Source organism: Streptomyces sp. NPDC043854 (assembly GCF_056436005.1).
In genome coordinates this window covers 94,656-120,094 of the sequence record NZ_JBWKDK010000020.1, presented here as the reverse complement: position 1 = coordinate 120,094, position 25,439 = coordinate 94,656, and the positions used below count along the sequence as shown (strand labels likewise).

Sequence of the window (25,439 nt, the reverse complement as noted above, 5' to 3'; positions counted from 1 at the left end):
CCCCCCCCCCCCCCCCCCCCGCCCCCCCCCCCCCCCCCCCTCCCCCCCCCCCCCCCCCCTTCCCCCCTCCCCCCCCCCCCCCCCCCCCCCCCCCCCCCCCCCCCCCCCCCCACGGCGGGCCGGCGCGGGCCCGGACGACCCGGACGACGCCGGGCCGGGCGGCGCGGGCTCGGAGGACGCGGGGCCGGACGGCGCGGGTTCCGGCGGTACGGGGGCCATCACCGCAGCTTCCGGTCCCGTACGGCGGCACTGCCGGCGTGCGCGGAGTGCAGGTGCTCGATGTCGATGTCGACCTCCGGTACGGCCATGCCGGCGCACTCCTCGACGCGCCGGACCACCTGGCGTCGCACGGCCGCGCAGCGCGCGGCGAGGTCCGACGGGTAGTCGAGCTCGAGGCTCACCCGGACCCGCGCGATGTCGTGGTGCACGGTCACGGTGGCGTGCGGGGCGGCCGCACCCCCCGGCCCGGCTCCCCGGGGCGGCCCGCCCGGCTGCGCGGCCAGCGCCTCCCGGGCGGCCCGGGCTGCGATCTTGGCCACGACCCGGTCGGCGATGTGGGTGGCCCCCCGGTCGGCGGGAGGCAGCCGGGGCGGTGTCGCCCGCGGCGCCCCGGCCGCGGCCGTGCCGGCCGGGGGCGGGCTCGTGGGCGGGGTGCTCGTCGGCGGGGTGCTCATCGGCAGGTCACCTTCACCTGCCGTGGCCGCGGGGTCGGAAGAAGTCGCCGGGCTCCAGATCCCCGTCCAGGAACCGGCCGACGACGAAGCCGACGGCGCCCAGCGCCGCCACGAGCAGGAAGGCACCGAAGCCGCCGAAGTAGCCGGCGAACGCGAGTGCCATGCCGGCGAAGAGGCCGGCGACCGCCATGCTCATGCGGGCTCCCTCATTGGAGTCGTGGCTCCGGTTGCTCCTCGTCCGGCTCGTCGGGCAGTTTGACGTCGCTGACCGCGATGTTGACCTCGACGACCTCCAGGCCCGTCATCCGCTCGACGGCCGAGACCACGTTCAGCCGGACGGCGCGGGCCACGTCGCGGATGGACACCCCGTAGTCGACGACGATCTCCAGGTCGAGCGCGGTCTGCACCTCGCCCACCTCGGCCTTGACCCCGCGGGTGGCAGACGATCTGGCCCCGCCGGGGACGCGGTCGCGGACGGCCCCGAAGGTGCGGGACAGGCCGCTGCCGCTGCCCATGGCGTGGACGCCTTCGACCTCTCGGGCGGCGAGTCCGGCGATCTTCTCGACCACTCCGTCGGAGATGGTCGTACGGCCGCGGTCGGCGGGGTCGCGGGCGGCGCCCACGGAAGCGGATTCGGTCATCGCGTTCTGTCCCTTCGCGCGGATGGACTTAACCGCACCACCACGGTAAGCGCGGGGACGCCGCGGCGCCCCGGGACTACGCCGGTCGGCCCGCCCGGTCCCGTTCCGGGTGTACGGGACCGGCCGGCGGCGCCGGGCGGGACGTGACGGCCGGCCCGGCCGGCCCGGGCCCGCCGTCAGTCGGAGAGGCCGGCCAGGTCGCGCAGGCGGCGGGCCTGGGCGGCGCGCTCGGCGGCGCGCTGGTCGTCGTACGCACGGGACGGCGCGGCACGGAGCAGCGCCTTGGTCTCGATCACCGCGTCCCGCGGCGGGGCCAGCAGCGCCGAGGTGAGGTCCTGGACGGCGGCCTCGAGCTCGGCGGCGGGGACGACCAGGTTGGCGAGCCCGATCCGCTCGGCCTCCTCGGCATGCACGAAGCGGCCCGTCGCGCAGATTTCGAGCGCGCGGGCGTAGCCGACGAGGGAGGTCAGCGGCTGGGTGCCCGCCAGGTCCGGGACCAGCCCCAGGCTGGTCTCGCGCATGGCGAACTGGACGTCGTCGGCGACCACGCGGAGGTCGCACGCGAGCGCCAGCTGGAAGCCCGCGCCGATCGCGTGGCCCTGCACGGCGGCGATGGAGACGATGTCATTGCGGCGCCACCAGGTGAAGGCCTCCTGGTACTCGGCGATGGTGGAGTCCAGCAGTTCGTCCGATCCGCGCGCCAGATCGAGGAAGGAGGGTTCACCCTCGAAGCCCTCGGGGGTGAACGCCTGCCGGTCGAGTCCGGCGGAGAAGGACTTGCCCTCGCCGCGCAGCACCACGACCCGGACGGTGCCCGGCAGCGACCGTCCGGCCTCTGTCAACGCCCGCCAGAGCGCGGGGGACTGAGCGTTTCGCTTGGCCGGATTGGTCAGTGTCACCGTGGCGACCGCGTCGTCCACGGTGAGCCGTACGCCATCCTTGTCGAGCAGAGCCATCTGGTGCCTCCGGTGGTGTGCAGTCGGCCGCAGTCTCGGCCCAAGTGACTGCACAGTAACCACCCAGTCGACCGGTCGGCCGACCGGGGGTCACCGAAGGAACCGCGGTTCAGGCGGGCAAGCGTTTGTCTTTCCCGGCCCCGGGCCTCGCGGCCGGGGTCGTGATCAGATCGAAGCCGCTTTCTTGCCGCGTGTCGCGCCACCGCGACCGCGCAGCACGACTCCGGACTCGCTGAGCATCCGGTGGACGAATCCGTAGGACCGGCCCGTTTCCTCGGCCAGCGCACGGATACTCGCACCGGAGTCGTACTTCTTCTTCAGGTCTGCCGCGAGCTTGTCGCGCGCGGCGCCGGTCACCCGGCTGCCCTTCTTCAGAGTCTCGGCCACCCGTGCCTCCTCATGGGAAGTGCGCTCTGGACTTCTCATGATCACCCCTCCCCGCCTTCCTGGCCACCCATTCAGCAAGGTCCGTACGACGGCATTTCCCGGGGCGCGGACACCCGAGCAGAGCGGAATCCCACCTTCCGCTGCATGACGTCCGTCACATTTCGGCGCCCGCGCGAGAAATCACCAGGTCAGAGCGTGGAAACCGGAAAAACACGGCCCCGGGGCGGCTTCGCGAGGAAGCGCGGCCGGGGCCGTCGTACAGAGCGCAGCGGTACGAGACCGTCTCACTCAGATGATGGAGAACGCCTGAGCCGAATGATCCATAAGGAACTGGATCAGCCCGCCCGGGCGGTCGCCGGGCGGTTGCCGGGCGCCGCGGGGCGGTCGCCCGGCCCTGCGGGACGCGTCAGGCGAGGGCGACGAGGTCCCGGTAGTCCGGGCCCCACATGTCCTCGACACCGTCCGGGAGCAGGATGATCCGCTCCGGCTCCAGGGCGTCGACCGCGCCCTCGTCGTGCGTGACGAGGATGACGGCGCCCTTGTAGGTGCGCAGCGCGCCGAGGATCTCCTCGCGGCTGGCCGGGTCGAGGTTGTTGGTGGGTTCGTCGAGGAGCAGCACGTTCGCCGAGGAGACGACCAGCGTCGCGAGCGCGAGGCGGGTCTTCTCGCCGCCGGAGAGGACGCCCGCCGGCTTGTCCACGTCGTCGCCGGAGAACAGGAAGGAGCCGAGCGTCTTGCGGACGTCCACCAGGTCCATGTCGGGTGCGGCGGAGCGCATGTTCTCCAGGACGCTGCGGTCCGGGTCCAGGGTCTCGTGCTCCTGGGCGTAGTAGCCGAGCTTGAGGCCGTGGCCGGGGGTGACGGTGCCGGTGTCCGGCGCCTCGGTGCCGGACAGCAGGCGCAGCAGGGTGGTCTTGCCGGCGCCGTTGAGGCCGAGGATGACGACCCGGGAGCCCTTGTCGATGGCCAGGTCGACGTCGGTGAAAATCTCCAGCGAGCCGTACGACTTCGACAGGCCCTCGGCGGTGAGCGGCGTCTTGCCGCAGGGCGCGGGCTCGGGGAAGCGCAGCTTGGCGACCTTGTCCTGGGCGCGCACGGCCTCCAGGCCGGCCAGGAGCCGGTCGGCGCGCTTGGCCATGTTCTGCGCGGCGACGGTCTTGGTGGCCTTGGCGCGCATCTTGTCGGCCTGCGCGTTGAGGGCCGCGGCCTTCTTCTCGGCGTTCTGGCGCTCGCGCTTGCGGCGCTTCTCGTCGGCCTCGCGCTGCTGCTGGTAGAGCTTCCAGCCCATGTTGTAGACGTCGATGACCGAGCGGTTGGCGTCGAGGTAGAAGACCTTGTTGACCACCGTTTCGACGAGGTCGACGTCGTGGGAGATCACGATGAAGCCGCCGCGGTAGGTCTTGAGGTAGTCCCGCAGCCAGACGATCGAGTCGGCGTCGAGGTGGTTCGTCGGCTCGTCGAGGAGGAGGGTGTCCGCGTCCGAGAAGAGGATGCGGGCGAGCTCGACGCGGCGGCGCTGGCCGCCGGAGAGGGTGTGCAGCGGCTGGCCGAGGACCCGGTCGGGCAGGCCGAGGGCGGCCGAGATGGTGGCGGCCTCGGACTCGGCGGCGTACCCGCCCTTGGTGAGGAACTCGGTCTCCTGGCGCTCGTACTGGCGCAGGGCCTTCTCCCGGGTGGCGCCGGAGCCGTTGGCGATGCGGTCCTCGTTGGCGCGCATCTTCTTGATCAGCACGTCGAGGCCGCGGGCGGACAGGATCCGGTCGCGGGCGAGCACGTCGAGGTCGCCGGTGCGCGGGTCCTGCGGCAGGTAGCCGACCTCACCCGAACGGGCGATGCTGCCGGCGGCGGGCTGTCCTTCGCCCGCGAGGCACTTGGTGAGGGTGGTCTTGCCGGCTCCGTTGCGGCCGACCAGGCCGATGCGGTCGCCCTTGGCGACGCGGAAGGAGGCGGACTCGATGAGGATGCGGGCGCCGGCGCGCAGCTCGATGCCGGTGGCGGTGATCAAGGAAATACTCCAGGGCGGTGAGAACGGCGGAAGGGGGCGGGTGCGAGCTTCGACGCCGCTAATCCGCGAGGAGATTTGCCATGGGATTCATTCTACCGGGGGTGCGCAACCTGTTTTCGGGCCGCGGGCGCCGCGCGGGGGGCGCAGGACGGGGCGCGCGCCGGCAGGGCCCGGGCGAGGCCTTCCGGCCGCTGTCGGTGCCGCCTGCCATGCTGTTACGCAGGTCACATTCGCAAGCACGCTCACGAGTCGACAAGGGGTGATCGTCATGGCCGGACAGCCGTCCGTGTTTCCCGCTCTCGTCTACCGCGACGCGGAGGCCGCGATCCGTCAGCTGACGGAGGCCTTCGGATTCACCCGGGTCGCGGTCCACGAGGGCGAGGACGGCACGGTGAGGCACGCCGAGCTGTCGTACGGTCCGGGGGCGGTCATGCTCGGCAGCAAGGGGACGGGCAGCGTCTTCGACACGGCAATGGCGCAGGCCGGCCCGGCCGGAGTCTACGTCGCGGTCGGCGATGTGGACGCGCACCACCGGCGGGCCGTGGAGCACGGGGCGGAGATCCTGATGGAGCCCACCGACCAGGACTACGGCTCGCGGGAGTACATGGCCCGGGACCTCGAGGGCAACATCTGGAGCTTCGGTACGTACGCGCCGCAGCTCTGACCCCCGCGGCGCGCCCGTCCGACCGCCCCCTCTTGTCCGACCGCTTGTCCGGTGCGACCACCCGGTCCGCCCGCTGGTCCGGCCCTCCGCCCCGGTCAGGCCCCGCCGGTGTGGACCTGGAAGGCGGCCCGGCGGACCGCCTTGGCCAGGGCCGGGTCCGGGTGGGCGGCGGCCAGCGCGACCAGGACCTGCACGGTGCGCGGGTGGCCGACCGCGCGGACCTCGTCGAGCAGCCGCGGGACCGTGGTCCGGACGGCCGAGTCGAGGTGGCGGGCCAGCAGGTCGGCCTCGCCGTGGTCGGCGATCGCGGCGGCGGTGTCCACCCACAGCCAGGTCGACTCCTCGGGAGTGAGTACGTCCTGGGCGTCGTCGGGGTCGACCCCGTCGTGCTCGGCGAGCCAGAGCAGGGCGTACGGCCGCAGGGCGGGCTCGCGGGCGGCGGCGCGGACCTCGGGCTCGGCGGGGGCGCCGACCACGCGGAGCGCCTCGAAGGCGAGGCCGCGCAGGAGGGCGTCGTCGCCGCGGGCGGCGCCCAGCAGCTCGCCGACGGCATGGCCGACGGGGCGGGCGGCGAGCCAGGCCCGGTACTCGGCCCGGGCCGGGCCGGGGGTGAGGCCGGCGCAGCCGTGCAGCATGGCGGCGGCGGACTGCTCGATGTTCCCGGCGGGGCTCTGCGCGGCCACGCAGATCTGCTCCAGCTTGACCCAGACGGCCCAGCTGCCGAGCGGGGTGAGCGAGGCCTGTGCAGGGCCGAGGGTGACGGCGTCCACGGCGGCGAGGCCGCCGAGCGCCCAGCGCAGCAGCCGGGCGAGCGGAACGTGGGCCGCGGGGGCGCCGACTGCGGGGGCCTCGGGGGCTGCCGTCGCGGTGGCCTCGGGGGCGGGTTCCCGTGCGCCGTGCGGCGCCGCCTCGGCGGTTACGCCCCCGCGCCCGGGCGTGTCGTACGGGACCTCGCAGCGCTCGTCGCGGAGTTCGGCGACGCGCTGGCCTAGCAGGTCCAGCAGGTCCGGGACGGTCACGGGGCCGGCGGACAGCTGGAGGAGCGAGAGCAGCTGGGGCATCGCCTCGACGACCTCGGCGACGGCGGCGGGGGCGATATCGGCGGGCGCGGGGTGCACCAGCGACCAGGCGTCGAACAAGGCGACCCAGCCGCGCAGGACGGCGCTGTCGTCGCTGTCCCAGGCCCGCAGCCGCCAGCCCGGCCGGGCGCGGCCGCCGTGCACCTCGACGAGCCCGGCGAGCCGGGCCCGGTCCCAGCCTGCCCGGATCTGGCCGTGTGTCAGGCCCAGTTCCTCGGAGGCCCGTTCGACGTCCGGTGCGGGCAGGGCTCCGGCCGGGGCGGGACGCCCTCCGTCTCCCGCCCCGAGGTTGCGTTCGGCCCACCGGGCGAGCCGTACGGCATCGGCGAGCGAGGCCCGGGCCCGGTTGGCGAGTTCGGCCGGGGCGGGGGTGCCCGCCGGGGGCCTGGAGGCCGCCCGGGTGCGCCGGTCCGTCACCGCCTTGCGGGCTGTTGCGACGGAGCGCGGGGAGACGAGTCGGAGTCTGGAGTCGCGAACCAACTGCTCATCAGGCTTTCGGGACGTCACGGAAGAAGTCTCGCCCGTCACCGGCCGAAAGCCCAAACGGAACCGGTCGTTATCGAAGCTCGGCGCAGGGCCATTTCCGGCAAATCGATACCCCCTGCCCCTCTGTACACACGGGCTTCACATCAGGGGGGTGAGAAACCGGCGCAGGGCTTCCTCGTACCCCTGCGGGTCGGCGTTCCACATCGCCCCGTGCGGGGCGTCGCGGACGGTCCGCAGGGTGACGAGGTCGGGCCGGGCGCCGGCGAGCCGGCGGGAGGGCTCCCAGGGGGCGATCGTGTCGTCGGGGCCGTGGAAGATCAGCACGGGGACCCGCAGCGCACCCGGGTCCTCCCCGGGCCGCCGGTGGCCGGCCCGGAGCCCGGCGCGCCCCTCGGCGGCCCGCACGGCCAGCGGCAGCAGCGCGGCCGGGGTGCGCCGGGCCGTGACGAGGGCGCGCAGGGTGGTGTGCCAGTCGAGCACCGGCGAGTCGAGGACGAGGCCGCCGATGCGGTCGGCGAGGGCGGAGCGCTCGGCGGCGTGCAGGGCCATGGCGGCGCCGGTGGACCAGCCGTGCAGGACGACGCGGCGGGCGCCGTGGCGCAGGGCGTAGCGGATGGCGGCGTCCAGGTCGCGCCACTCCGATTCACCGAGGTGGCCGAGGCCGTCCGGGGAGGCGGGGGCGCCGGGGTCGCCGCGGTAGGACAGGGCGAGGACGGGCAGCCGGAGGCGGTGCAGGAGGGGCATGACCACCATGGGGTGCTCGCGGCCGGCGCCGAGCCCGTGGACGGCGATGACCCAGGTGTCGCGGGCGGCGGGCACGAACCAGGCGGGCAGGGCGCCGAGCTCGCCGGGGATGTCCACGTCGGCGTGCTCGAGCCCGAGGGCGGTGCCCGGGTCGCCCGCGTGGACCTGGGGGGTGAGGGCGACGCGGGTGCCGGGATCGAGGCTGCCGTGGGTGACGGCCAGGAGCCGGCGGACGACGGTGTCGGGGTCGTGGGCGACGCCGTCCAGGACGGACCCGACGACGGCGTGCACCCCCGGCGCGGTCAGCCCGTAGGTGCCGGGGCGCAGCGAGGCCAGGGAGCGGGTCAGTGCGACGCGGCCCGGAGCGGTGGAGTGGACGCTCAGCCGGGGCCCGCCGGGCAGGGGGCAGCCGGGCCGGGGGCGCAGGGCGGCGTCCGCGGCGTAGCGGCCTGCCGCGACGGCGGCCGCGACGGCGCCGGCGAGGGTGGTGGCGACGGCCGCGGCCGTCGCTCTGGCGGTACGCACCGCTCCAGTGTCGAGGCGGGAGCGCAGGCGGGCCACCGGTGGAACGGGCCGGCCCGTCGGGCGCCGGGAAGCGGAATGCCGGCCGCGGCGGCCGGAACCGGTGCCCGGGGGCTTCCCGCCACACCCCCGCCCCACGTGATGTGGATCACTTTCGACTCCGCTTCGAGGCGGGTCCGGGCGCCGGCAGGCCGGGCGGGAGGGCGCGTTAACCCCGCTTTGACATGCATTAATCGACATATGGACCCTGAAACCGGGACGAAGACCGGGACAGGGAGGCGCGCCGGTACATCGCTCCGACGGCGCCAGTTCATCTTCCGTTCACCCAGGCTACCTACGGTCGGCGAGCCACTGACGCCAAACAGAAGCCTGGGTAAATGGAGCACATAACGCTTCTCCTCGGGATCGTGATCATCACCGCTCTCGTGTTCGACTTCACGAACGGTTTCCACGACACAGCCAACGCGATGGCGACCACCATCTCGACCGGCGCCCTCAAGCCCAAGACGGCGGTGGCGATGTCCGCCGTGCTCAACCTCGTCGGCGCTTTCATGTCCGTGGAGGTCGCCAAGACGATCTCCAAGGGCCTCGTCAACGAAGAGGGCATCCAGCCCGAAGTGATCTTCGCTGCCCTCGTCGGCGCGATCCTCTGGAACCTCGTGACCTGGCTGGTCGGACTGCCCTCCAGCTCGTCCCACGCCCTGATGGGCGGCCTGATCGGTGCCGCGGTCGCCTCCGCCGGCATCGGCGCGGTCAACGGCGACGTCGTCGTCACGAAGGTGCTCATCCCGGCCGTCGCCGCGCCGATCGTGGCCGGTGTGGCCTCGATGCTGGCCGCCCGGGTCACGTACAAGCTCGGTGGCCGCGTCGGCGAGAAGACCTCCGCCAAGGGCTACCGCGCCGGGCAGATCGCCTCCGCCGGCCTCGTCTCCCTCGCGCACGGCACCAACGACGCGCAGAAGACCATGGGCATCATCACGCTGGCCCTCGTCGCCGGCGGCGCCCTGCAGTCGGGTGCGAACCCGCCGGTGTGGGTCATCGTCTCGGCCGGCCTGGCCATCGCCCTCGGCACCTACCTGGGCGGCTGGCGCATCATCCGCACCATGGGCAAGGGCCTGACCGACCTCCAGCCGCAGCAGGGCTTCGCCGCCCAGACCTCGGCCGCGAGCGTCATCCTGGCCTCCTCCAGCATCGGCTTCTCCCTCTCCACCACCCACGCCTGCTCCGGCGCGGTCATGGGTGCGGGTCTGGGCCGCAAGGGCGGTGTGGTCCGCTGGTCCACCGCCACCCGCATGTTCGTCGCGTGGGGCCTGACCCTGCCGGCGGCCGCCCTGGTCTCCGCGCTCGCCGAGATGGTCATGCGCACCGGCGACGTCGGCATCGCCGCCGTCACGGTCTTCCTGGTCGGCTCCTGCCTGGCCATCTGGCTGATCTCGCGCCGCAAGGTCGTCGACCACAACAACGTCAACGACGTCCAGCCGGCCGACGCCGAGGCCCCGGGCGTGGTCACCACGGCCATGGCCGCCGTCACCGTCCCGCCGACCGCCGCCGCCGTGGCGGGCGAGGAGCTGAAGGCCACCATCCCGGCGCCCGCTCCCGCGACCCCCTCGGCCCCCGCGGCCACGGTCTGATCCCGCGAACGACAGAGGAATCCGCAGTATGAAGATCGACTGGGCAGCCCTCGGCTCCGTCTTCGGGGTCAGCCTCTCCGCCACCGTCGCCCTCGTGGCCCTGTTCACCCTGGGCCTGGTGGGCCTGTCGAAGCACGAGGCCGCCGTCGAGCAGGGCGGCGCCGCCACCCTGGCCCGCAGCGGTGCGTACGCCTGCTTCGCGGTCGTCACCGCGGCCGTCGCGTACGGCATCTACCTGATCGTCAGCTGACGACGGCAGTCATCACGCGTGAAAGCTCCCTCCGGGATCTCCCGGGGGGAGCTTTTCCGTGTCCGCGACCGTGTCCGTCACCCTGTCCGTGACCGCCTTGTGTGACCTGCCTCGCCGCAGGTCAACGGCGAGTTGACGGGCGTTCGCGGTGCGTGGTGGACTGCCCGAGCCATCACGGCGGCATGGGGAGGAAGTCCGGTGCGATTCCGGCGCGGTCCCGCCACTGTCACCGGGGCGCACGCGGCGCGTGCGGTCCGGGAGCCAGGAACTCTCGCCGCCGGACACGTCGAACCAGGGCGCGGACCCTGAGTGAGGACATACCTGCAACCATGCGTGCCGATCGCGTCTTCGCGTACGGCGCCACGGCGGGCCTGATCGGCGACCGGATCCTGGGCGATCCGCGCCGCGGGCACCCCGTGGCCGCTTTCGGACGGGCCGCCGCCGCCGTCGAACGCGCCCTGTGGCGCGACGACCGCGCCCGCGGCGCCGTCCACACCCTCGTCTGCGTGGGGGGCGCTGCCGCCGTCGGCGCGCTGGCCGCCCGCGCCGTGCGCTCCCGGTCCGCGGCCGCCCGGATCGCCGTGACCGCCGCCGCCACCTGGGCCGTCGTCGGCGGCACCACGCTCGGGCGGGAGGCCCGCGCGATCGGCGGGGCGCTCGCCGCCGGGGACGCCGAGGTGGCCCGCGAGCGGCTCCCGCACCTGTGCGGGCGCGACCCGCAGGCCCTGGACGAGCAGCAGATGGCCCGCGCCGTCGTCGAGTCGGTGGCCGAGAACACCTCCGATGCGGTGGTCGGGGCCCTGGTGTGGGGCGCCGTCGCCGGCGTCCCCGGGCTGCTGGCCTTCCGCGCCGTGAACACCCTCGACGCCATGGTCGGCCACAAGTCGCCCCGCCACCTGCGCTACGGCTGGGCCTCCGCCCGGCTCGACGACCTGGCGGGCTGGCCGGGCGCCCGGCTCACCGCGCTGGCGGCCGTCGTCGCCGGCCCGGACCGGCGAGGGGCCGTACGGGCCTGGCGCGCCGACGCCGCCGAGCACCCCAGCCCCAACGCCGGGCCGGTGGAGGCCTCCTTCGCGGGGGCCCTCGGCGTACGGCTGGGCGGCACCCTCTCGTACGGCGGGCGGGTCGAGCACCGGGCCGTGCTGAACGGTGCGACGGGCCGGCCGGTGGAGCTCGCGGACATCGAGCGGGCGGTACGGCTCTCGCAGCAGGTGACGTGGCTGGCACTGGGGACCTGCGTGGCACTGCGGTACGCGGTGTCGCGCCGGCCGGGGAAGCGGAAGTCGGGGAAGGGGCGCGCATGAACGGCGCGAAGCGGGCGGGGGGACTCCTCGTCGCCGGGACGACGTCGGACGCGGGCAAGAGCGTGGTCACGGCGGGCATCTGCCGCTGGCTGGCCCGCAAGGGCGTGAAGGTGGCGCCGTTCAAGGCGCAGAACATGTCGCTCAACTCGTTCGTGACCCGCGAGGGCGCCGAGATCGGGCGGGCGCAGGCCATGCAGGCGCAGGCGGCCGGCGTGGAGCCGACCGCGCTGATGAACCCGGTCCTGCTCAAGCCGGGCAGCGACCGCAGCAGCCAGGTGGTGCTGCTGGGCAAGCCGGTGGGCGAGATGAGCGCGCGCGGCTACCACGGCGGCCGCCAGGAGCAGCTGCTCGGCGTCGTCACGGACTGCCTGGAGCAGCTGCGGGGCACGTATGACGCCGTGATCTGCGAGGGGGCGGGCAGTCCGGCCGAGATCAACCTGCGCCGGACCGACATCGTGAACATGGGGATCGCGCGGGCCGCGCGCTTCCCGGTGGTCGTGGTCGGCGACATCGACCGGGGCGGGGTCTTCGCCTCGTTCTTCGGGACGACGGCACTGCTGTCCGAACAGGACCAGTCCCTGATCGCCGGATACCTGGTGAACAAGTTCCGCGGCGACGTCTCGCTGCTGGAGCCGGGCATGGAGATGCTCCGGTCGATCACCGGCCGGGCCACGTACGGGGTCCTGCCGTACCGGCACGGGCTCGGCATCGACGAGGAGGACGGCATGGGGGTCCCCCCGGCCGGAGGCCGGGGGAGGGTCTCCCAGCGCGGTGCGGTGCGCGAATCGGTCGTCGCCCCGCCGCTCGGCGAGGACGTCCTGCGGGTCGCGGTCTGCGCGGTGCCGCTGATGTCGAACTTCACGGACGTCGACGCGCTGGCGGCGGAACCGGGCGTGGTGGTGCGGTTCGTGGACCGGGCCGAGGAACTGGCCGACGCCGACCTGGTCGTCGTACCCGGCACCCGCGGCACGGTGAAGGCCCTGCAGTGGCTGCGCGAACGCGGGCTCGCCGAAGCGCTGGTGCGGCGGGCCGCGGAGGGCCGGCCGGTGCTCGGCATCTGCGGCGGCTTCCAGGCGCTCGGCGAGCGGATCGAGGACGAGGTCGAGTCGAAGGCCGGCGTGGTCGAGGGCCTCGGACTGCTGCCGGTCCGGGTCCGGTTCGCCCGGGAGAAGACCCTGGCCCGGCCGACCGGCTCGGCGCTGGGCGAACCGGTCGACGGCTACGAGATCCACCACGGCGTGGCCGAGGTGCTGGGCGGGGAGCCGTTCCTGGACGGCTGCCGGGTCGGGGCGGTGTGGGGCACCCATTGGCACGGCTCGCTGGAGTCGGACGCCTTCCGCCGGGCCTTCCTGCGCGAAGTGGCGACCGCGGCCGGCCGCCGCTTCGTCCCGGCCCCGGACACCTCCTTCGCGGGGCGCCGCGAGGAGCAGCTCGACCTGCTCGGCGACCTGATCGAGGAACACGCCGACACCGAAGCGCTGCTCCGCCTGATCGAGGGCGGCGCCCCCGCCGGCCTGCCGTTCCTCCCGCCGGGGGCGCCATGACCGCCGTCTCCGCCGCGGGGACCGCGTCCGGCATGCCCGCCACGTCCGCCGTGCCGGCCGGGGGCGCCGTGACGGCCGTGCCCGCCGGGGGCGCCGTGCCGACTGAGACCGCCGGGAGCGCCGCGCCCGCCGCGGGGGGCGGGGCCGGGGCCCTGCGGGCGGCTGTCCCCTCCCCGCCCCTTCCCGAAACCGGGGGCTCCGCCCCTGGACCCCGGAACGGGCGCTCCGCGCCCGTGCGCTCAAACGCCGCGCGGGCTGCAATCCCGCAGCGCGGGGTCCGAGGCGCAGCCCCGGGCAACGACAGCGCGCGGGCTGGGCTGGCGCCGCGGTGCGGGGTCCGGGGCGAAGCCCCGGGAAACGGCGAAAGGGCGGGGCGGGGAGTGCTCCGCGCAGCGGCCCAGACCCGCGGCACCGCCACGCGCCCGCACAGCCGACCGCACCCGCACACCCAGCCCCACCCGCAGCGGCACACCCGGCCCGAGCCCCGCCCCGAGCCGCAACCCCAGCCCCACCCCCACCCGCAGCCCCACCCCCACCCGCAGCCCCACCCGCAGCCGCAGCCGCAGCCGCAGCCGCAGCCGCAGCCGCAGCCGCAGCTGAAGTCTCAGCCGCAGGCACACGCGCAGCCACACCAGTACCCCTGTACACGAGGAGTGAGCACATGAGCACGCCCTATCCGTTCACCGCGGTGGTCGGTCAGACCGACCTGCGGCTGGCGCTGCTGCTCAACGCCGTGAGCCCGGCGGTCGGCGGCGTGCTCGTGCGCGGCGAGAAGGGCACGGCCAAGTCGACCGCGGTGCGCGCGCTGACGGCCCTGCTGCCGCAGGTGGACATCGTGCCCGGCTGCCGGTTCTCCTGCGCGCCTGCCGCACCCGACCCGGGCTGCCCGGACGGTCCGCACGAGTCCGGGGCCTCGGCCGAGCGGCCCGCCCGGATGGTGGAGCTGCCGGTCGGCGCCTCCGAGGACCGCCTGGTCGGCGCGCTCGACATCGAACGGGCCCTCGCCGACGGGGTGAAGGCCTTCGAGCCGGGGCTGCTCGCGGATGCACACCGCGGCATCCTCTACGTCGACGAGGTCAACCTCCTTCATGATCACCTGGTGGACGTGCTGCTGGACGCCGCCGCCATGGGTGCCTCGTACGTGGAGCGCGAGGGCGTCTCCGTCCGGCACGCCGCCCGGTTCCTCCTCGTCGGCACCATGAACCCGGAGGAGGGCGAGCTGCGCCCGCAGCTGCTCGACCGGTTCGGGCTGACCGTGGAGGTGGCCGCCTCCCGGGAGCCGGAGCAGCGGGTCGAGGTGGTCCGGCGCAGGCTCGCGTACGAGGACGACCCGGCCGCCTTCGCCGCCCGCTGGGCCGGTGACGAGGCCGGGGTACGGGCCCGGGTGGTGGCCGCGCGGGCCCTGCTGCCGAAGGTCCGGCTGGGCGACAACGCACTGCTGATGATCGCGGCGGTCTGCGCCGGGTTCGAGGTGGACGGCATGCGCGCCGACATCGTGATGGCCCGCACGGCGACCGCGCTGGCCGCCTGGGCCGGGCGTACGGCGGTGCTGAAGGAGGACGTGCGGCAGGCGGCGCTGCTGGCCCTCCCCCACCGCCGGCGCCGGAACCCCTTCGACGCGCCGGGGCTGGACGAGGCCAGGCTCGACGAGATCCTGGACGGCTTCGCCGACGAGGAGCCCGAGCCCGACCCCGACCCCGACCCGGACCCGGGGCCGGAGGGTCCCGACGACGGCGGCGACGGTCCGGACGGCGGCGGAGTTCCCCCGCAGGGCGGGCCCGGGGCGCCCGAGGTTCAGGAGTCGCCCGACGCCCCCGATGCTCCGGAGGCCGCGGACGCCCCCGCCCCCGCCCCTGCCCCGCAGCCCGCCTCCGGGCAGGGCGGCGACGCCCCCGAGCAGGCCGCCGTACGGGCCTCCGAGCCGTTCCGGACGAAGATGCTCAGCGTGCCCGGCCTCGGCGAGGGCGCGTCCGGCCGCCGTTCGCGCGCCCGCACCGCGCACGGCCGTACCACCGGCGCCCAGCGCCCGCGCGGCCAGCTGACGAAGCTGCACCTGGCCGCGACCCTGCACGCCGCCGCCCCGCACCAGAAGGCGCGCGGGCGCAGCGGCCGCGGGCTCGTCGTCCGGAAGGACGACCTGCGCCAGGCCACCCGGGAGGGCCGCGAGGGCAACCTCGTGCTCTTCGTGGTCGACGCCTCCGGCTCGATGGCGGCCCGGCAGCGCATGGGCGCGGTCAAGGGCGCCGTGCTGTCGCTGCTGCTGGACGCCTACCAGCGCCGCGACAAGGTCGGCCTGATCACCTTCCGGGGCTCGGGCGCCGACCTCGCGCTGCCGCCCACCTCCTCGGTGGACGCGGCCGCGGCCCGGCTGGAGCGGCTGCCGACCGGCGGCCGCACGCCGCTCGCCGCGGGCCTGCTGAAGGCCCGTGAGGTGCTGCGGATCGAGCGGCTGCGGGATCCGAGCCGCCGCCCGCTGCTGGTGGTCGTCACCGACGGGCGGGCCACCTCGGCCGGCGCCCTCGCCGGCGACGCCCGCGCGCTCGCGACCCGCAGTGCCCGGCTGCTGGCGGCCGACGGGGTCGCCTCGGTGGTCGTGGACTGCGAGACCGGGCCGGTCCGGCTGGGCCTGGCCGGGGCGCTGGCCGCGGAGCTCGGCGGGCCTGCCGTGACGCTGGAGGGGCTGCGGGCCGACGCGCTGGCCGGGCTCGTGAAGAACGTACGCACGTCGGCGATGTCGCCGTCGTCACCGCACACCAACAGGAGGGCCGCGTAATGCCGCAGGGACAGCCGACCGTTATCCCGAACGACGGACTCACCACCCGCCAGCGCCGCAACCGCCCGCTCGTCCTCGTCCACACGGGGCCGGGCAAGGGCAAGTCGACGGCGGCGTTCGGGCTGGCGCTGCGCGCCTGGAACCAGGGCTGGCCCATCGGGGTGTTCCAGTTCGTCAAGTCGGCGAAGTGGAAGGTCGGCGAGGAGAACGCGCTGAAGGTGCTCGGCGCCTCCGGCCAGGGCGGCGCCGTCGTCTGGCACAAGATGGGCGAGGGCTGGTCCTGGGTCCAGCGGGACGCGCAGCTCGACAACGAGCAGGCGGCCAAGGAGGGCTGGGAGCAGGTCAAGCGGGACCTGGCCGCCGAGACGCACCGGCTGTACGTGCTGGACGAGTTCGCGTACCCGATGAAGTGGGGCTGGATCGACGTCGACGAGGTCATCGAGGTGCTCCGCAACCGGCCGGGCACCCAGCACGTGGTGATCACGGGTCGGGACGCGCCGGAGAAGCTGATGGAGTTCGCCGACCTCGTCACGGAGATGACGAAGGTCAAGCACCCGATGGACGCGGGCCAGAAGGGCCAGAAGGGCATCGAGTGGTGACCTCGCACGTGCTGGGCGTGCCGCGCCTGGTGATCGCCGCGCCCTCGTCGGGCAGCGGCAAGACCACCGTCGCGACGGGCCTGATGGCGGCCTTCGCGGGGCGCGGCCTGGCCGTGTCCCCGCACAAGGCCGGCCCCGACTACATCGACCCCGGCTACCACGCCCTGGCCACGGGACGGCCGGGCCGCAACCTGGACGCGTATCTGTGCGGGCCGGAGCTGGTCGGCCCGCTGTTCGCGCACGGGGCGGCAGGCTGCGACCTCGCGGTCGTCGAGGGCGTGATGGGGCTGTACGACGGGGCCGCGGGGCGCGGTGAGCTGGCGTCGACGGCGCAGGTCGCGAAGCTGCTGCGGGCGCCGGTGGTGCTCGTGGTCGACGCCTCCTCGCAGTCGCGGTCGGTGGCGGCGCTGGTGCACGGGTTCGCATCGTTCGACCCGCAGGTGCGGCTCGGCGGGGTGATCCTGAACAAGGTCGGGTCCGACCGGCACGAGGCGATGCTCCGGGAGGCGCTGGAGGAGGCGGGCACCCCGGTGCTGGGCGTCCTGCGGCGGGCCCCGCAGGTGTCGGCGCCGTCGCGGCACCTGGGCCTGGTGCCGGTGGCCGAGCGCCGGGCGGACGCGGTGGCCTCGGTGGCGGCGCTGGCGGAGCAGGTCCGGGCCGGCTGCGATCTGGAGGCGCTGCTGGCGCTGGCCCGGTCGGCGCCGCCGCTGGACTGCGCCGTCTGGTCGCCGGAGCGGGCGCTGGCCGGGGCCGGAACGCGGGCCGCGGCCGACGAGCGCGCTGCGGCTGACGAGCGCGCTGCGGCTGACGGGCCTGCCGTGGCCGACGGGCCTGCCGTGGCCGACGGACTTGCCGCGGGCCGGAGTTCGGGCCGCAGTTCGGGGCGGCCCGTGATCGCCGTCGCCGGAGGGGCGGCGTTCACATTCTCGTACGCCGAGCACGCCGAGCTGCTCACCGCGGCCGGCGCCGAGGTGGTCACCTTCGACCCGCTGCGCGACGAGCAGCTGCCCGAGCACACCGCGGGCCTGGTGATCGGCGGCGGGTTCCCGGAGGTGTACGCCCCGGAGCTCGCCGCCAACGAGCCGCTCCGCAAGGCCGTCGCGGACTTCGCGGCGGCGGGCGGGCCGATCGCCGCCGAGTGCGCCGGGCTGCTGTACCTGGCGCGGAGCCTCGACGGCAGGCCCATGTGCGGGGTGCTGGACGCCGACGCGCGGATGTCGCAGCGCCTGACCCTCGGCTACCGCGAGGCGGTGGCCGTGTCGGACAGCTCCCTCGCCGCGGCCGGAACCCGGCTGCGCGGCCACGAGTTCCACCGCACGGTGGTCGAGCCGGGCGCCGGTGAGGCTCCCGCCTGGGGGTTCACGCATCCGGAGCGGCGCGTCGAGGGGTTCGTCCGGCAGGGCGTGCACGCCAGCTACCTGCACACCCACTGGGCGGCGGAGCCCTCCGTGGCCCGCCGCTTCACCGGAGCGGCGGCGGCCCGCCCGTGAGCTCATTCCGCCAGGCCCACCACGAGCCAGGTCCCGGCCACCCCTCCCGCCGTGCACAGCAGCGTGGACAGGGCGGGGTGTTCGTGGTGCGCCTCGGGCAGGATCTCGGCGGCCGCGAGGTAGAGCAGTGCCCCGCCGAAGAAGCCGAGGTACGCCCCGAGCGGTTCCTCCGGAAGGGTGAACAGCAGAGTGGACGCCGCGCCCACCACCGGGGCCGCGGCGTCCGCCAGCAGCATCAGCCGGGCCCGGCGGCGGGCGTTCCCGTACACGCGGGTGAGGGTGTACGTGTTGAAGCCGTCGGCGAAGTCGTGGGTGACCACGGCCAGCGCCACGGCCACCCCCATCCCCCCGCCGACCTGGAAGGCCGCGCCCAGGGCCACCCCGTCGGCGAGGCTGTGGAAGACCATCGCGGCGGCCGCCGCCAGGCCGACCTGCGGGACGCGTCCGTTCTCGGCGCCGTGCGCCGCGTGGCGTACGGCGAGCAGGCGCTCCCCGACGTGCGCGGTGAGGAAACCGGCCACGAAGAGCAGCAGGGCGAGCGGGACCCCGAACACCGGGCGGCCGGCGGCCTCCAGCGATTCGGGCAGCAGGTCGAGGCCGACCACGCCGAGCATCAGCCCGCCGGCCAGGCCCAGGACGAGGTGGCGGCGGTCGTTGACGCGCTGCGCCGCCCACCCGCCCGCGAGGGTCATCAGGAACGCGCCCAGCGCCACGATCACGGCCATGTGCCCCTGAATACCGACTGCGGGCCGCGCGTGCACGTCCGCGCGCGGTCCGCGGGCAACGCACCATTGACGACTACGGAGGGGGCTTGATCCCGGTGGGTGACTACGCGACGCAGTTGGTGGTCGGGGTCGGCGGACGGGCCGGGGTGTCCGTGGCCGAGGTCTGCGCCCTGGTCGAGGAGACGCTGCGCGGGGCCGGGCTGTCCGCCGGCGCGTTGAAGGCGCTGGCCACGGTGGAGTCGAAGGCGTGCGAGGCGGGGATCGCGGGCGCGGCGGAACGTTTCGGCGTGCCGCTGCTCAGCTACCCGGCCGAGCAGTTGGCCCAGATCGCCGTGCCGCACCCCTCGGACGCGGTGCACGACGCCGCCGGGACCTCCTCGGTGGCGGAGGCCGCCGCGCTCGCGACCGGCGGCGAACTCCTCGTCCCGAAGCGGCGGTCGGTGGCCGCGACGTGCGCGGTGGCCACGGCGCAGGCGCACGACCTGCGGCACCACGGGGACGCGGAGGTGAGGGGCGACGGCGCGTCGCTGGTGGACCTCGCGGTGAACGTACGGGCGCACATGCCCCCGCACTGGCTCAAGCAGCGCATCGCGGCTTCGCTCGACGCCCTCTCCGCGTACCCCGACGGGCGCGCCGCCCGCGCGGCGGTGGCGGACCGGCACGGGCTGCCGGTCGAGCGGGTGCTGTTGACGGCCGGGGCCGCGGAGGCGTTCGTCCTCATCGCGCGGGCCCTGGACGCGCAGTGGCCGGTGGTGGTGCACCCGCAGTTCACGGAGCCGGAGGCGGCGCTGCGGGACGCGGGGCACCGGGTGGAGCGGGTGCTGCTGAGAGCGGCGGACGGGTTCCGGCTGGACCCGGCGGCGGTTCCGGAGGAGGCGGACCTGGTGGTGGTCGGAAATCCGACCAACCCGACGTCCGTCCTGCACCCGGCGGCGACCCTGGCCGCACTGGCCCGGCCGGGCCGGATCCTGGTCGTGGACGAGGCGTTCATGGACGCCGTCCCGGGCGAGCGGGAGGCGCTGGCCGGGCGGACGGACATCCCGGGCCTGGTGGTGCTGCGGAGCCTGACGAAGACGTGGGGGCTGGCGGGGCTGCGGGTCGGCTACGTGCTGGCCGAGCCGGAGGTGATCGCGAAGCTGGCGGCCGCGCAGCCGCTGTGGCCGGTGTCCACGCCGGCCCTGGTGGCGGCCGAGGCGTGCGTGTCGCCGGAGGCGCTGGCGGAGGCGGAGGCCGCGGCCCGGCAGATCGCGGTGGACCGGGACCATCTGCTGGCCGGGCTCGCCGAGTTCGAGGAGATCACGGTGTCGGGGGTGGCGGAGGGCCCGTTCGTGCTGATCCGCGTGCCGGCGGCGGCGGAGGTCCGCACGCGCCTGCGGAACCTCGGCTTCGCGGTCCGCCGCGGGGACACCTTCCCGGGCCTGGACGACTCCTGGCTCCGGCTGGCGGTACGCGACCGCGCGACGACGGGCCGCCTCCTGCAGGCCCTGGACCACGCCCTCACCCTGACGGCCCGCTGAGCCGGCCCGCGCCGGCGCCCGTCGGCGGCGCGGGCGGGCCCGTCGGCGGCGCGCGGAACCGGGGCAGGGCTCTGACCTGCGGCGAGGCGGAATCCGGCGGGGCGGGCCCCCGATTGGCGGTACGGGGCCGTGTGGGTGATGATCGGCGCATCGGCACGGAGACGGGGGGGATCCGCAATGAAGGCAGCCGCCAAGGCAGGCGTGGCAGTGGCAGGACTGGCGGTGGTGGTGGGCGGCGCGGTGTTCGCCGTCCCCGCCCTGCTCGACGGGGGCGGGGAGGACCGCGGCGCGGCCGGTGAGCAGCGGCTCGCCGGCAAGCCCGGTCCGGGCACGGGGGAGGGGAAGGGGAAGGACCAGGCGGGGCCTGCGGCGCCGGCCGGCGCGCGCCCGTTCACGCTGCTCGCGACCGGCGACACCATCCCGTACCCCTCGATCATCCAGCAGGCGGCGGACGATGCGAAGGGCAGCGGCCAGAGCCACGACTTCCGGAAGATCCTCGCCGGGGTCAAGCCCCTGGTGGCCGCGGCCGACCTGGCGATATGCCACCACGAGATACCGTACGGCCGGCCCGGCGGCCCCTACACCGGGTACCCGGCCTTCAAGGCCCCGCACCAGCTGGCCGACGCGTTGAAGGACGCCGGCTACGACAGCTGCTCGACGGGCTCGAACCACACGCTGGACGACGGCTACGACGGTGTCGTCCGCACCCTCGACCACCTCGACCGGGTCGGCCTGAAGCACGTCGGCTCGGCCCGCAGCGCCGAGGAGGCGAAGGCCCCGGCGGTGCTCTCCGCGGGCGGCGCCAAGGTCGCGCAGCTGGACTACACGTACGGCACGAACGGCATCCCGCTCCCGCCCGACAAGCCGTGGGCCGTCAACCTCCTCGACCAGAAGCGGATCATCGCCGACGCGCGGGCGGCGCGGGCGGCGGGGGCGCACGTGGTCGTCCTCAGCATCCACTGGGGCACCGAGTGGCAGACGGCGCCCGACCAGCAGCAGCGCGATCTGGCGCAGGCCCTGACCGCCTCGCGCGGTCCGGACGGCCTCCCCGACATCGATCTGATCCTCGGCACGCACAACCACGTGCCGCAGCCCTACGAGAAGATCAACGGCACCTGGGTGGTCTTCGGCATGGGCGACCAGATCGCCAGCTTCTACGAGCCCGAGAAGCTGCGCGGCAACATGTCGTCGATCCCCCGGTTCACGTTCGCCCCGTCGGCCGCGCACCCGGGCCGGTGGGAGGTGGTCAAGGCCGAGTACCTGACCCAGTTCTCGGACCGGGGCGGTCCGTTCCGCGTCGTGTGCACCTCCTGCGCCGCCGACGGCGGCGGGTCGGGCGGGGCCGAGCGGTCGGCGTACGCCGCGGTCGACAAGCAGATCAGCGAGGCCGTGCTGTCGCGCGGGGCCGACAAGCAGGGCCTGCAGCACGCGACGCGCTGACCGGCCCGCCTCCTCCAGCCGGGCCGGGTGGCGCCGCGTGCTGCGGTGATGCCGCGCCCGGTCGTCACCGGGTGCGGCTGCGCCGGGTGTTACAAGGCGCGGCTGCGCCGGGTGTTACAAGGCGCGGCTGCGCCGGGTCACGATGAGCGCGACCGCTCCGATGCCGAGCAGCACCAGTGCGCCGCCGGCGACGTACGGGGTGAGCGAACCGCCGCCGGTCTCGGCCAGGTTGGCGTCCGCCGGGATGCCCGACCCGGTGCCGGAGGCGCCGGTCTGCGGCTTGACGTCGGGCTGCCCGCCCGTGTCGGTGGCGGGCTTGGTGTCGGGGCCGGCGGAGGGGGGCGGGCCGGCCGGGGACTCGCACCGCGACTCCGCGAGGACGATCTCGCCGTCGACCTGTGCCACGTTCAGGTTCAGCGGGTTCACCGACACCTTGAGGCGGAGCGCGGCCGCGGCGGCGGTGGTGGAGGTGGTCTCCTTGGCGGAGAGTTCCAGGCTGACCAGGCCGACCCCCGGGACCTCCACCTTGGTCGGGCCGCCCGCGGAGAGGGTGACCTTCTTGCCGAGCACGGTGGCCGCGCCCAGCACGTTGGCCTCGGCCTGCGGCTTCCTCCCGGCCTCGCACACGGCCTTGGAGGTGACCTTCTCCACCTCGATCAGGGAGAGCGCGGGCAGTCCGGGGACGTGCACCCTGGCGTGGGCCAGGTTGGCCTCGGCCACGGCGCGCTGCTTGTCCGCGGTGGCCTTGGAGGTGGCGACGTCGGCGCGGAGCACGCTGACCGGCTTTCCTCCCTCGGCCCCGTCCACGGCGACGGTGAGCGCGGTCTTCTCGGCGGTCGCCGGGGCGCTGACCTCGTTCAGGGTGGTCTTCAGCGGGACGTGGACGGCCTTGTTGAGCAGGCCCACGTCCAGTCCGGCGCGCAGCACGACGGCGCCGGCCTTGCCCTCGCCCCCGCCTGCGCCGGCGCCGCCTCCCGTGGCGGCGGCGGGCGGGGCGGTGAGCAGGGCGACCGCTCCCGCGGTGAGCAGGGCGGCCGCGGGCGTGCGGAAGGTGGTGCGGTTCACGGTGGGAAACCCCCAGGGAGACGGGGGCCGTCGCGCACCAATGGGGGACATCGCGCACGGACGGCCTATTACCCCGGAATCTTTTACGCACGGAGAGTGAAGGGACAGCCACCTGAGGTCAGTTCATCCCAACGGGTGGTTTCCATGCACGTATTCGATTAATTGCGCACCACAAGGAACGGGAGTTCATTTCCGCCACCTGCACGTGCGAGCCGCCCCTGCTCCGGAGCCCCGGCCGGCCATGCACAACGACCGCCGGGACGCCCGGGTCACGCGACGTCAACCGCAATGTCAACCGGGACGTCAATCGCAGCGTCAACCGGTGGCGTCAACCGCGGGGGCGCACCGCGGCGCCGCACTCAGGCGCGGACCGTGCCGTTCACGACCACCCGCAGCGGCTGCGCCAGCGCCCGCACGTCGGCCCGCGGGTCGGTGCCGTACACCACGAGGTCCGCGGGCGCGCCCTCGGTGAGCCCCGGCCGGCCGAGCCACTCGCGCGCCGCCCACGTCGTCGCCGACAGGGCGTCCAGGGGCGGGATCCCGGCCCGCACCAGCTCCGAGACCTCGTCCGCGACCAGGCCGTGCGGCAGGGAGCCGCCCGCATCCGTGCCGACGTACACCGCGATGCCCGCGTCCCAGGCCGCGCGCACCGTGTCGTACCGGCGCTCGTGCAGCCGCCGCATGTGCGCCGACCAGCGCGGGAACTTGGTCTCGCCGCCCGCCGCCAGCTTCGGGAACGTGGCGATGTTGACCAGCGTGGGGACGATCGCGACCCCGCGCTCCGCGAACAGCGGGATCGTGTCCTCGGTGAGCCCGGTGGCGTGCTCGATGCAGTCGATGCCCGCCTCGACCAGGTCGCGCAGCGAGTCCTCCGCGAAGCAGTGCGCGGTGACCCGGGCGCCCAGCCGGTGCGCCTCGGCGATGGCCGCCTCGACCTCGGCGCGCGGCCAGCAGGCCGTCAGGTCGCCGGCCTTGCGGTCGATCCAGTCCCCGACCAGCTTCACCCAGCCGTCGCCGCGCCGCGCCTCGCGGCCGACGTACGCGACGAGGTCGGCGGGCTCGATCTCGTGGGCGTAGTTGCGGATGTAGCGGCGGGTGCGGGCGATGTGCCGGCCGGCCCGGATGATCTTCGGCAGGTCGTCCCGGTCGTCGATCCAGCGGGTGTCGGAGGGGGAACCGGCGTCGCGGATGAGCAGTGTGCCGGCGTCCCGGTCGGTCAGGGCCTGCCGTTCGGCGGTCTCCGCGTCGACCGGGCCGTGGGCGTCCAGCCCCACGTGGCAGTGCGCGTCGACCAGGCCCGGCAGGACCCAGCCGGACACCGTGGTCGTCTCGCGGGCGCCGGCCGGGCGCTCGTAGGAGATCCGGCCGCCGACCACCCAGAGCTCGTCGCGCACGTCGTCGGGTCCGACGAGCACCCGCCCCTTCACATGCAGCACGTCATCGGTCATGCCCGCACTGTACGTGCGCGGTCGACGGGCCCGTCCGGCAGCCCCGGACGGAACGGGCACCACCGTGCCCCACCCCCTGCCGGACCCTCCGCCGCCCTCCGCCGGGCAGGTCGCGGGCGCGCCGGACCGGCACCCGGAGATCGACTTCGGTGTCGCCGGTGCACACCGGGGCGGCGACCGGCAACACCGGTCCGGCCGCGGCCGCGGGACGGGTCAGGACTGCGGGACCGCGCAGGCCCCGTCGGGCTCGCACGCGTCGGCGCCGGAGGCCACCCGGGTCGGCTCCCGGCCGGCCCAGGCCTGCTCCAGGGCGCGGGTGAACACCTCCGCCGGCTGGCCGCCGGAGATCCCGTAGCGGCGGTCCAGGACGAAGAACGGCACGGCGTTGGCGCCGAGTTCGGCCGCCTCCCGCTCGTCGGCCCGCACCTGTGCGGCGTACGCGGAGTCGTCCGCGAGGACGGCGCGGACCTCGGCCTCCTCCAGCCCGGCCTCGACGCCGAGGGCGACCAGCACCTCGGGGTCGAAGACGGACCGCTCCTCGGCGAAGTTCGCGCGGAAGGCCAGGTCGAGCAGTTCCTCCTGGCGGCCGCGGGCGGCGGCCAGGTGCAGCAGCCGGTGGATGTCGAAGGTGTTGCCGTGGTCGCGGCCCTCGGTGCGGTACTCCAGCCCCTCGGCACGGGCGTTCGCCGCGACGTGCTCCTCCATGCCGCGCGCCTCGTCGAGGGTGCGGCCGTACTTCTTGGCGAGCATCTCCACGACGGGCGCGGTGACGCCCTTGGCGCTGTTCGGGTCGAGCTCGAAGGACCGGAAGACGACTTCGACCTCGTCGCGGTGCGCGAACCCGGCCAGCCCCTCGGCGAAGCGGGCCTTGCCGATGTAGCACCACGGGCAGGCGATGTCGCTCCAGATCTCGACGCGCATGTTCCTTCTTCTCTCGGTTCAGGTGGACGCCCGGCGGAGGACCGAGGCGGTTTCACGTTCAACCACCACCCGGAGGGTCTCATTCCCCGGACAGGGGCCCGATCGCCAACCAGAGCGTGAGGTGCGAGCCGGAGCGGGGGACGGCGGGGTCCGGGCGCCAGCCGTGGCGGGCGTAGAAGGCCTGGGCGCGGCGGTTGTGCTCGTACACCTCCAGCCGGGCCCGGTCGAAGGCGGCGATCCCGGTGATCCGGCCGTCTTCCTCGGCGCACAGCACCCTTCCCTCGTCGGCGGGGCGGGCCACGGCGCGGGACCAGCCTTCGCGGGACAGCGCGAGTTCGGCTGCGCCTGCGTAGGCCTCCTCGGGGAGGCGGCCCCGGTAGTAGGTGGCACGGGCCCGGGTGTGGAGGTCTGCGATGGCATCGAGGTCGGCGGGGTGCGCGGCTCTGATCACGGGAACAGGAACGCGGCGGGGAACGTGGTGGGTTCCCGGCCGCGGGGGGGTTTAGGGGGGGGGCCCTTTTTTCGCCCGGCCTCCACCCTCTTCCTGGTGATGGGGGGAGTCAAGCCCTCCCCC

Annotated in this window: 23 protein-coding genes and 1 riboswitch; of the genes, 10 read left to right on the top strand and 13 right to left on the bottom strand. The window is 74.9% G+C overall.

Annotated features, from left to right (window positions below; translation table 11 throughout):
• Positions 1 to 218 precede the first annotated feature (218 nt).
• From AC068A_RS19935 to AC068A_RS19910, 6 genes are all read right to left on the bottom strand, one after another.
• Complete coding sequence (locus AC068A_RS19935; RefSeq protein WP_478586595.1) at positions 219 to 674, bottom strand: hypothetical protein; 456 nt, start codon at positions 672 to 674, stop codon at positions 219 to 221.
• Positions 675 to 687: 13 nt separating this feature from the next.
• A complete protein-coding gene (locus AC068A_RS19930) occupies positions 688 to 870 on the bottom strand; it encodes a hypothetical protein (RefSeq protein ID WP_478586594.1) in 183 nt (60 codons plus the stop codon).
• A gap of 10 nt (positions 871 to 880) precedes the next feature.
• Positions 881 to 1,315 carry an Asp23/Gls24 family envelope stress response protein gene (locus AC068A_RS19925; RefSeq protein ID WP_478586592.1) on the bottom strand — a complete coding sequence of 145 codons (435 nt, stop codon included), beginning with the start codon at positions 1,313 to 1,315 and terminating at the stop codon, positions 881 to 883.
• Between the two features lie 176 nt (positions 1,316 to 1,491).
• Positions 1,492 to 2,271, bottom strand: a complete 780-nt coding sequence (locus AC068A_RS19920) for an enoyl-CoA hydratase/isomerase family protein (protein ID WP_478586590.1) — start codon at positions 2,269 to 2,271, stop codon at positions 1,492 to 1,494.
• 165 nt (positions 2,272 to 2,436) lie between these two features.
• Positions 2,437 to 2,658, bottom strand: a complete 222-nt coding sequence (locus tag AC068A_RS19915) for a helix-turn-helix domain-containing protein (RefSeq protein WP_179175146.1) — start codon at positions 2,656 to 2,658, stop codon at positions 2,437 to 2,439.
• Positions 2,659 to 3,064: 406 nt separating this feature from the next.
• Positions 3,065 to 4,663, bottom strand: a complete 1,599-nt coding sequence (locus AC068A_RS19910; RefSeq protein WP_478586588.1) for an ABC-F family ATP-binding cassette domain-containing protein — start codon at positions 4,661 to 4,663, stop codon at positions 3,065 to 3,067.
• Positions 4,664 to 4,931: 268 nt separating this feature from the next.
• Between AC068A_RS19910 and AC068A_RS19905 the strand changes: the two genes are divergently transcribed.
• Positions 4,932 to 5,327: a VOC family protein gene (locus tag AC068A_RS19905; RefSeq protein ID WP_478586587.1), complete on the top strand. Its 396-nt coding sequence runs from the start codon at positions 4,932 to 4,934 to the stop codon at positions 5,325 to 5,327.
• A gap of 95 nt (positions 5,328 to 5,422) precedes the next feature.
• Here the strand turns inward: AC068A_RS19905 and AC068A_RS19900 are convergent, their stop codons facing one another.
• Together AC068A_RS19900 and AC068A_RS19895 are read right to left on the bottom strand one after the other, a co-directional pair.
• Positions 5,423 to 6,913: a hypothetical protein gene (locus tag AC068A_RS19900; protein ID WP_478586585.1), complete on the bottom strand. Its 1,491-nt coding sequence runs from the start codon at positions 6,911 to 6,913 to the stop codon at positions 5,423 to 5,425.
• Positions 6,914 to 7,030: 117 nt separating this feature from the next.
• Positions 7,031 to 8,161 carry an alpha/beta hydrolase family protein gene (locus tag AC068A_RS19895; protein ID WP_478586583.1) on the bottom strand — a complete coding sequence of 377 codons (1,131 nt, stop codon included), beginning with the start codon at positions 8,159 to 8,161 and terminating at the stop codon, positions 7,031 to 7,033.
• Positions 8,162 to 8,535: 374 nt separating this feature from the next.
• Between AC068A_RS19895 and AC068A_RS19890 the strand changes: the two genes are divergently transcribed.
• The 7 genes from AC068A_RS19890 to AC068A_RS19860 all read left to right on the top strand — a co-directional run bounded on the left by AC068A_RS19890 (position 8,536) and on the right by AC068A_RS19860 (position 17,749).
• Positions 8,536 to 9,789, top strand: coding sequence for an inorganic phosphate transporter (locus AC068A_RS19890; protein ID WP_478586581.1), 1,254 nt, complete (start codon positions 8,536 to 8,538; stop codon positions 9,787 to 9,789).
• Positions 9,790 to 9,817: 28 nt separating this feature from the next.
• On the top strand, positions 9,818 to 10,039 hold the full coding sequence (locus tag AC068A_RS19885) for a hypothetical protein (RefSeq protein WP_179175151.1): 222 nt from the start codon (positions 9,818 to 9,820) through the stop codon (positions 10,037 to 10,039).
• Positions 10,040 to 10,226: 187 nt separating this feature from the next.
• A riboswitch (cobalamin riboswitch) is annotated at positions 10,227 to 10,310 on the top strand.
• 58 nt (positions 10,311 to 10,368) lie between these two features.
• Positions 10,369 to 11,343: a cobalamin biosynthesis protein gene (locus AC068A_RS19880; protein WP_478586579.1), complete on the top strand. Its 975-nt coding sequence runs from the start codon at positions 10,369 to 10,371 to the stop codon at positions 11,341 to 11,343.
• Positions 11,340 to 12,887: a cobyric acid synthase gene (locus AC068A_RS19875; RefSeq protein ID WP_478586577.1), complete on the top strand. Its 1,548-nt coding sequence runs from the start codon at positions 11,340 to 11,342 to the stop codon at positions 12,885 to 12,887. The genes AC068A_RS19880 and AC068A_RS19875 overlap by 4 nt, the downstream gene beginning before the upstream one ends.
• 661 nt (positions 12,888 to 13,548) lie before the next feature.
• Positions 13,549 to 15,660, top strand: a complete 2,112-nt coding sequence (locus tag AC068A_RS19870; RefSeq protein WP_478586575.1) for a putative cobaltochelatase — start codon at positions 13,549 to 13,551, stop codon at positions 15,658 to 15,660.
• Positions 15,660 to 16,259, top strand: a complete 600-nt coding sequence (gene cobO / locus AC068A_RS19865; RefSeq protein ID WP_478586573.1) for a cob(I)yrinic acid a,c-diamide adenosyltransferase — start codon at positions 15,660 to 15,662, stop codon at positions 16,257 to 16,259. The genes AC068A_RS19870 and cobO overlap by 1 nt, the downstream gene beginning before the upstream one ends.
• An 8-nt stretch (positions 16,260 to 16,267) precedes the next feature.
• Complete coding sequence (locus AC068A_RS19860) at positions 16,268 to 17,749, top strand: cobyrinate a,c-diamide synthase (protein WP_478586636.1); 1,482 nt, start codon at positions 16,268 to 16,270, stop codon at positions 17,747 to 17,749.
• 2 nt (positions 17,750 to 17,751) lie between these two features.
• Here the strand turns inward: AC068A_RS19860 and AC068A_RS19855 are convergent, their stop codons facing one another.
• Positions 17,752 to 18,474 carry a ZIP family metal transporter gene (locus AC068A_RS19855; protein WP_478586571.1) on the bottom strand — a complete coding sequence of 241 codons (723 nt, stop codon included), beginning with the start codon at positions 18,472 to 18,474 and terminating at the stop codon, positions 17,752 to 17,754.
• Positions 18,475 to 18,560: 86 nt separating this feature from the next.
• On the opposite strand from AC068A_RS19855, the gene cobC reads away from it, so the two are divergent.
• Both cobC and AC068A_RS19845 read left to right on the top strand, forming a co-directional pair.
• A complete protein-coding gene (gene cobC, locus AC068A_RS19850; RefSeq protein WP_478586569.1) occupies positions 18,561 to 19,991 on the top strand; it encodes an Rv2231c family pyridoxal phosphate-dependent protein CobC in 1,431 nt (476 codons plus the stop codon).
• Between the two features lie 177 nt (positions 19,992 to 20,168).
• On the top strand, positions 20,169 to 21,431 hold the full coding sequence (locus tag AC068A_RS19845; RefSeq protein ID WP_478586567.1) for a CapA family protein: 1,263 nt from the start codon (positions 20,169 to 20,171) through the stop codon (positions 21,429 to 21,431).
• 114 nt (positions 21,432 to 21,545) lie between these two features.
• Here AC068A_RS19845 and AC068A_RS19840 read toward each other — a convergent pair whose 3' ends face one another.
• The 4 genes from AC068A_RS19840 to AC068A_RS19825 all read right to left on the bottom strand — a co-directional run bounded on the left by AC068A_RS19840 (position 21,546) and on the right by AC068A_RS19825 (position 25,316).
• The gene (locus AC068A_RS19840; protein WP_478586566.1) at positions 21,546 to 22,496 is read right to left on the bottom strand and encodes an SCO1860 family LAETG-anchored protein; all 951 of its coding nucleotides are present in this window, start codon (positions 22,494 to 22,496) and stop codon (positions 21,546 to 21,548) included.
• Between the two features lie 359 nt (positions 22,497 to 22,855).
• A complete protein-coding gene (locus AC068A_RS19835) occupies positions 22,856 to 23,944 on the bottom strand; it encodes an amidohydrolase family protein (RefSeq protein ID WP_478586565.1) in 1,089 nt (362 codons plus the stop codon).
• Positions 23,945 to 24,157: 213 nt separating this feature from the next.
• Complete coding sequence (locus AC068A_RS19830) at positions 24,158 to 24,865, bottom strand: DsbA family oxidoreductase (RefSeq protein ID WP_478586563.1); 708 nt, start codon at positions 24,863 to 24,865, stop codon at positions 24,158 to 24,160.
• A gap of 79 nt (positions 24,866 to 24,944) precedes the next feature.
• Complete coding sequence (locus tag AC068A_RS19825) at positions 24,945 to 25,316, bottom strand: GNAT family N-acetyltransferase (RefSeq protein ID WP_478586561.1); 372 nt, start codon at positions 25,314 to 25,316, stop codon at positions 24,945 to 24,947.
• Positions 25,317 to 25,439: the final 123 nt, after the last annotated feature.